Genomic DNA, 6,983 nt, shown 5'->3' on the forward strand with positions numbered 1-6,983 from the left:
CAAAGAGCTGTGGCGAAAGCGTGTTGCTTTCATGTAAAAGCAGGGCAGAGCAGGAAAGAGGGGGACATTAAACCATGCTCTGCTAAAAACTGCTTATTCTTCTTCGATTTCTAAGGCAATATCAAACCCTAAAATCATTTTGATAAGTGCTTCTCGGATAAGTCCCTTTAACTCCATATCTACAACAATATAGACATTGCCGTATTCATCATAGAGTGGACGCAAACAGCACTTTGATATGTACGGGTCATAAAATGCCAGTATTTTTTCAATCGCTTTTTCGTCCCCGTCCATTGCTTGCGAAAGCAAATAGTAGGACGGCTTCTTAAATGTTTGCTTCATTTTACTGCTTCTCCTTTAGTATTTTTTTCATAGTTTCCAAAGCATGATGTCGGTTTCTAAATACACCGCTTTGCGTAATCTTTTGTAAGTTGGCAATTTCACTTTCTGTCATTTCCAAGAAGTAATACATTAACAGAGTATTTCTCTTTCTTTCTGGAAGTTTTTTCAAGGCTTCTGCCAGCTCATCATCAAGGACACGAATATCAATGCCACATACTGAAAAGATTGTATAATCTGTTTCGTAGTCGTCCCACACAGCAAAATTTTCAACGAAAATTTCTGGAAGTTCACAGAATGGAATTTCTTTATCTTTTCGTCGTTTTAATCCTTGTTGGTAGTCCTTTACAACATGACGGACAACTTTCTTCAAACAACTTTCAAAGCGACATTGAACTGTTTTCTGGAAGTCAGACGGTTTCATCAATCTCACCCCCTTTCCACTATGATTTGAAAAGTGTTTATCCCTCTTTCCGCACCATATAGGGAATGAAAGGTGTGATTTAATGACCTCTTTTGAAAAATTTTTAAATTTTTTTCGGGTATGAAAAAAGCCCGCACAAAACATATAGTCTGTACGAGCCTTTAAAGCTAAAACATATTCAATTTTTAATAGTGTGCTATTAGGTGGAATTTGATTGCAAATAATTGTACTTAAAGCTTTCCATAATGCAAGCCCCCTTAAAGCACCGTATCAATGTTGGCATGGTTTTCAAATTACTCTGAAAAATTATGAACTGTTCCTTTTGGAAATGTAATGGTCAGTCTTGTATATTCTTTTTCCGTAGAAGCAATATCCAATTTCAAGCCCAACCTATCGCATAATTTTTTCGATAGATACAGTCCCATACCCGTTGCATTTGCTTTGTTTCTATTTGAACCCGTAAAACCTTTTTCAAATACACGGGATAAATCAGACGCTTTTATTCCACAACCATTATCTTCAATCACAAGCAATATATTTGTACCATTGTCTTGACTGTATATCGTCAGTTTATTTTCTTGCTTATCAAAATACTTAATCGCATTTTGCACGATTTGAGATAGAATGAATGTCAGCCATTTTTCATCAGTATAAATGACATTTTCTATGTCATGGATATTGATAATTGCTTTTCTTTCCATAAGCGAATGACGGAATTTCAGAATGACATTATGTATCACTTCGTCTAACTGCAACTGTTTTACAAAATAGTCCTTTTCCGTATTTTCGCTTCTTGCATAGTAGAGCATTTGTTCCACTAACTGAAATATTTTGTCTGTTTCTTTTTTTAATGTGTAATTTTTTGTATTGTCAAACGTCAAAGACAATGCTCCTATCGGTATTTTAATTTCATGGACGAAACTTTCCACATATTCTTGATAGTCCTGCTTTTCCTCTGTGATTTTGCCGATTTCATCATTCATAGATTTGCAGGCTTTTTTTAGTGCGTAGCAATAGGCTTTATTTTGAAATTCTTTTGGCTTTGGTAAAACGTCTGCAATATAATAGGTTTCTTCCAGTCCGTCTACTAAATCAATAATATGTTGTGAAGCGTTACGTTTCTTCCGATACAAACACCATTGAAAAAGCCCTTGTATGCTGATGAACAGAATTACCAGCGATACAACAAACAGCGTATCTACACCGTAGAAAATCAAGAGAAATGCTACTACGGCAAGAAAGAAAAGCTGAAACAATATCTCTGTTATTTTTTCTTCTAAGAATGTAAAAAAACTCACAGTTTCCAACCCTTTCCTCGTATATTTTCCAATAAATGAACAATACCGATTTCTTTCATTTTCTTTTTTAGACGGGTCATATTAACCAATAATACATTTTCGTCTATATAATATTTGTCATTCCACAGCTTTTCCAATAGTTCTTCTTTGCTAATAACTTTATCTTCGTTCATAAAGAAGTAGTACAAAATACGAAATTCATTTCTTGTCAGTTCAATGCTTTGCTCTTGATACTTCAAAATGGATAAATGTAAATCAAGGGTACAATCTTTTTTGACAAGCTCACGGAAATTACTCGGGTTTGACAACTGCAATGCACGCTTGATCTTCTCAAGAAGAATAAGCGTGTCATACGGCTTTGTGATGAAGTCAATTCCGCCCACTTGAATACTTTTCAATTCGTCAGCATTTGTATCTCTGCTTGTTACAAAGATAATCGGTACTGGCATGACTTGTTTTATTTTCCTGCATACTTCGTAGCCATTCTCATACGGCAGGTTAATATCAAGCAGAACCAGTTCTATGGAATATTGCTTTAATTCCTCTGTCAGATTTCCAAAGTCAGTCAATAAAACTGTTTCATATCCTTGTGTGTTCAATAGTTTAGAAAGCTCCAAACGAGTGATTTCATCATCTTCGATAATCGCTATTCTCATTTCAACACCCCCTTGATTTACCATTATAATAATTCCACAGCAGGAGAGCTAGAAAAATCTAACTCTCCTCATTGATATTTCGTTTGAAACCGATATACGTCGCTATCCAGTAAATACTATAAATTAGGAAGAAGATAATTAAATTCAAGCCAAAGTACATTAGATAAAGGTGTTTATCTCCCAAAATTTGTTGATACACATTATTCAATGACGACATCATCACAAAAGAACACAATATTGCTGATATTGCAGGGACACAAAATAATATCAATAATTGTTTTCTGATTGTCTTAAATAGCGACTTATCATTTATTCCTAATCTTCGCAAGGTCAGGTAGCGATATTTGTATTTAGTAGAGTCGCTCAATGATTGAACTGCCAAAATTGTTCCTACTGCGGAAATCAAAATAAATGCAATGTACATAAACAGACTGACTACTATTGCAACCATTGCTTTTTGTTGTTCTATTTCTGCACCTCTTACGTTTACTCTATACGACTCATCATTTATTTCTCCATTTTCATCAACCTTTACTAATTGATGTTGCATATCTTCTTTTATCTTATTTTCTAATTCTGCGTCTGTATCTTCTTTTGTATCTATAATCAAATGATTTTCTGATACTTCAAGTCCTTGAACATATTTATCTGGAAGTACAACAACAAATCTGCCAGTATTAGTTATAGAGTTCCAATAAGACTTAGTGTCATATCCTTTTAATTTCAAATTTTTATTTGCTACTGTTATGGTTTCAATGTCTTTGTTATCTTCAACCTCATATGCAAACTTGCTATTTGTAACTATATAGTATTCGTTATCATTTAAAGAAAGCAACGGCATCTTTCTTAATTCTAGTAACCTATTATAATCACTTAACTTCAAGACTGGGTCAAAATCATAATATTCTGATTGGAAGAATTTTTGTACCTGATGATTCGGCTCTTTATAAATGTCGTACTCAATGGTATTATCAATCGTATATTCTTCTTCAATTACTCGAATATATTCATCAAATACCTGCTTATCATCAAAGAGTTGTATATCATATGGTGCATTTAAATTCACGCTGATATCATACGAAGCTTTGTTGATACTAGAATAATTCAGAGCCAGCAGTGAAGTTAAAATCAACATAGACAATGTACCAAATGTGAAGCTCATTGTTCTTGCTTTAGAAGCAAATGTTCTTGCTACAAACAGATTGTCATTTTGATATTTCATTTTTTTATTCTTTAACAAAACAGTCAAGAACATATCTGCACAAGTTGTAGATATACCATAAATGCTGATAATCAACATGATTACGCTTACCATCAAACAGGTGAGTGTTTCTTGCTTATTAAAATTATCCATAGTACAACGTGAATTCCAGAGAAAAAGAGAAATCACACCAAGAATAATACTTAAAACAAAAATGACATTTCTTTTTTTACTGTCACGGAACATTTTCTTTTCATTTTGTTTATCAAAGTAAAGAAAATCACGTATCGTCATTTTACTTATTCTTCTTAATAGATTAAGTAAAACCAAAACATAAATAGTTAAAAAATAAATTATCAATAGTCCAATAGAAACAAAATTCAAAGAAATAAAGAGAGTTTTTGGAATACCCAGTAAGTTTACAATTACTAACGACACAAACTGGCTGAATAAAAAGCCAATAGGAATAGCTAATACAATTGCTAAAATTCCCAACAGTATGTTTTCAATTACAACTAAGTGGGCAATTTCTTTTTTCTTAATGCCAAGAAGCATATATGTTCCTAATTCTTTACTTCTTTTTTCAAACATAAATTTCGTTGTATAGTTGATCAAAAAGCATATCACAAAAATAATAAGAATATTTACAGCGAACAATGAATTCTTAAATGCATCCATACTGGAACATAACTTTACAATTTCATCAGAATTTGCCACCAAATTAAAAGCAAATATAAGAGAAAAGGATGCAGTAACGGTTATCAGATAAATCAAATAATCTTTAATATTTCTTTTTGTATTTCTATACGCTAACTTACCTAACATTTCCCACTTCACCTCCGAGCAAGGTTAATATATCCAGTATTTCATTGAAGAAATCTTTTCTGCTTTTTTCCCCTCTGAAAATTTCATTGAATATTTTACCGTCTTTCAAGAACAAAATACGTTCACAGAAAGACGCACTAAACGGGTCATGTGTTACCATTAAAATAGTAGCCTGCATTTTCTTGTTGATTTCAGACATTGTTTCCAGTAATAATCTGGAAGCTTTTGAGTCCAAAGCTCCCGTCGGTTCATCAGCTAAAATCAGTTTCGGTTCATTGATTAAGGCTCTAGCACAAGCACAACGCTGTTTTTGTCCGCCAGAAACTTCATAAGGAAATTTCGATAAAATATCACGAATACCCAATTTATCGGCGATAGCATGAACTCTTTTCTCAATATCAGTAGGGTTCTGTTTGTTGATAACCAATGATAAAGAAATGTTTTCTCCAATCGTTAAAGTATCTAAAAGGTTGAAATCTTGAAAAATGAACCCTAAATTTTCACGTCTGAAATCAGCAAAATCTTTATCCTTGATTTTGGTAATATCTTGATTATTGACTGTAATGTGTCCGCTGGTTACAGTATCAATCGTAGAGATACAGTTTAATAGGGTAGTCTTTCCAGAACCACTAGCTCCCATGATTGCGACAAATTCGCCCTTATCTACATACATAGAAATACCGTCTACTGCCTTTGTGATATTTCCAGAGTTACCCCCGTAGTATTTTTTTACTTGCTCTAAATTTAAAATGTGTTCCATTAAAAATCGCTCCTTTCTTCCTGCCACATTTATTTGTTTTGGAATACAATTAAATTATAGCAAGGGCAGTATTCAATTACACTTACAGTTTTGAAAGTAAACAGAGAGTAAAAGAGCCGTGATAATGCAGATCACAATTTTGTGAAGCATTTCCACGACCCTTTTATTATAATTTTGCCTTTGTCTTTTTCGTAATGATATAAATATATTCTTCTGGTGTAGGGCGTTTATTCCCAAAATACTTTTTGAAATTTGCCTGCACCTCTGGGTCGGTGCTATTCATAGCTTCATCAATCGTAGCTTCAATATCCGCCCGAACATCAGCCAATGATACACCGCCAGCTTTTGCACCAGCTTTCAATGCCTTTTTTATATCTCTTTTGTTCAGTCCTATCATATTCATACCTCAATTCTACTTTTTAAAGCTAATAAGTTTTCCATTGTATTTTACAATGATGAATATGATATAAAACACTCCTACAACAATCAAAATAAGACCTATGTAATAGCCTAATTCAGAATGAGAGATTAAATTGATAATCGGCATAACAAGAATACCAATACTAACCAGTAAAGTGCCTATTCCTATTTTTTTTGTAAACACCTTTTTATCTTTAGGGTCAAGTTGTGTATAATGATAACCATGTAATAAAGTAATATTCTCTTTTATTCCTATTTGATAAGATATAAAAAGTAAAAACAATCCTATAACTATTTCAACAATCAATTCCTCTAATTCCATAATCGTTCTCTCCTTTAATCAAAATAAAATAATTCTTCAAATTTTTTATCTAAAGCTATACAAAGCACTAATGCCAATTTTGCTGTTGGATTGAATTGTCCAGTTTCAATAGAACTAATTGTATTCCGAGAAACCCCGACTAGTTCAGCTAATTCTGTTTGTGATAATTTTTTTTCTTTTCGTACAGTTTTTAATCTGTTTCGCAAAATTAAATGTTCGTCCATTCTATAAACCTATCATTAAAAATTTATAAAAGTAATACCCCATAAATAGAAGAAAGAATAAAGCAATAACAAATTTGGATTTATTTTTTGAAATATGTGCTTCATAACCCATAGAGCCAAATGCCACAGACCCAATAATTGTCATTATGTCATAGTAAGGTTCTTTACAAACTGCTTTAATGAAAAGAATTAAAATGCAGATAAATAAAACAAACATTAAGCCAAAAGATTTCCCTTGAAGTTTAATATGTTTTTCGTATTCATCAAGATATAGATTCTCTTTTTTGTTTTGTGATAGTATTTTTTCTTTATCCATTATATAACGCTCCTTTCAAATAATACCAAGTACACTTGTCATTTATATTATAGCATTCGGTCATTACAAGTCAATATTTTTGCACAGTTTTCTTGTCGTTTTGTAAAAGCGTGCAAATCTGATAGGAAATGCACGCTATATCATTTATCCTACAATCTTCCAGTTACTATCCTTATGTAGCACAAGCTCATACTGCGA

The 6,983-nt window shown here is 32.6% G+C and carries 10 protein-coding genes; all 10 read right to left on the minus strand.

What is annotated here, in order from left to right:
- Window positions 1-93 precede the first annotated feature (93 nt).
- Window positions 94-342, minus strand: coding sequence for a helix-turn-helix domain-containing protein (locus LJE11_RS18315; protein ID WP_004613734.1), 249 nt, complete (start codon window positions 340-342; stop codon window positions 94-96).
- A 1-nt stretch (window position 343) separates the two neighbouring features.
- The gene (locus tag LJE11_RS18320; RefSeq protein ID WP_009261829.1) at window positions 344-763 is read right to left on the minus strand and encodes an RNA polymerase sigma factor; all 420 of its coding nucleotides are present in this window, start codon (window positions 761-763) and stop codon (window positions 344-346) included.
- Between the two features lie 293 nt (window positions 764-1,056).
- On the minus strand, window positions 1,057-2,061 hold the full coding sequence (locus LJE11_RS18325) for a sensor histidine kinase (RefSeq protein ID WP_029730928.1): 1,005 nt from the start codon (window positions 2,059-2,061) through the stop codon (window positions 1,057-1,059).
- On the minus strand, window positions 2,058-2,717 hold the full coding sequence (locus LJE11_RS18330; protein WP_055057940.1) for a response regulator transcription factor: 660 nt from the start codon (window positions 2,715-2,717) through the stop codon (window positions 2,058-2,060). Before LJE11_RS18330 ends, LJE11_RS18325 begins: the two co-directional genes overlap by 4 nt.
- A gap of 58 nt (window positions 2,718-2,775) precedes the next feature.
- Entirely contained in the window at window positions 2,776-4,743 is a 1,968-nt protein-coding gene (locus tag LJE11_RS18335) for an ABC transporter permease (RefSeq protein ID WP_055057939.1), read from the minus strand.
- Window positions 4,733-5,503: an ABC transporter ATP-binding protein gene (locus LJE11_RS18340; protein ID WP_003061398.1), complete on the minus strand. Its 771-nt coding sequence runs from the start codon at window positions 5,501-5,503 to the stop codon at window positions 4,733-4,735. The genes LJE11_RS18335 and LJE11_RS18340 overlap by 11 nt, the downstream gene beginning before the upstream one ends.
- 166 nt (window positions 5,504-5,669) lie before the next feature.
- Window positions 5,670-5,900, minus strand: coding sequence for a hypothetical protein (locus LJE11_RS18345; protein WP_003060191.1), 231 nt, complete (start codon window positions 5,898-5,900; stop codon window positions 5,670-5,672).
- Window positions 5,901-5,915: 15 nt separating this feature from the next.
- Window positions 5,916-6,245, minus strand: coding sequence for a DUF3784 domain-containing protein (locus tag LJE11_RS18350; protein ID WP_009243023.1), 330 nt, complete (start codon window positions 6,243-6,245; stop codon window positions 5,916-5,918).
- A gap of 14 nt (window positions 6,246-6,259) precedes the next feature.
- Window positions 6,260-6,469 (minus strand): helix-turn-helix transcriptional regulator, encoded by a 210-nt coding sequence (locus LJE11_RS18355; RefSeq protein ID WP_005342572.1) that lies wholly within the window; start codon window positions 6,467-6,469, stop codon window positions 6,260-6,262.
- 1 nt (window position 6,470) lies between these two features.
- Window positions 6,471-6,785 (minus strand): DUF6442 family protein, encoded by a 315-nt coding sequence (locus LJE11_RS18360; protein WP_055267761.1) that lies wholly within the window; start codon window positions 6,783-6,785, stop codon window positions 6,471-6,473.
- Between the last annotated feature and the right edge of the window lie 198 nt (window positions 6,786-6,983).

This window comes from Blautia sp. DFI.1.216 (assembly GCF_020594215.1).
In the GTDB taxonomy this organism is placed as follows: domain Bacteria; phylum Bacillota; class Clostridia; order Lachnospirales; family Lachnospiraceae; genus Blautia_A; species Blautia_A wexlerae.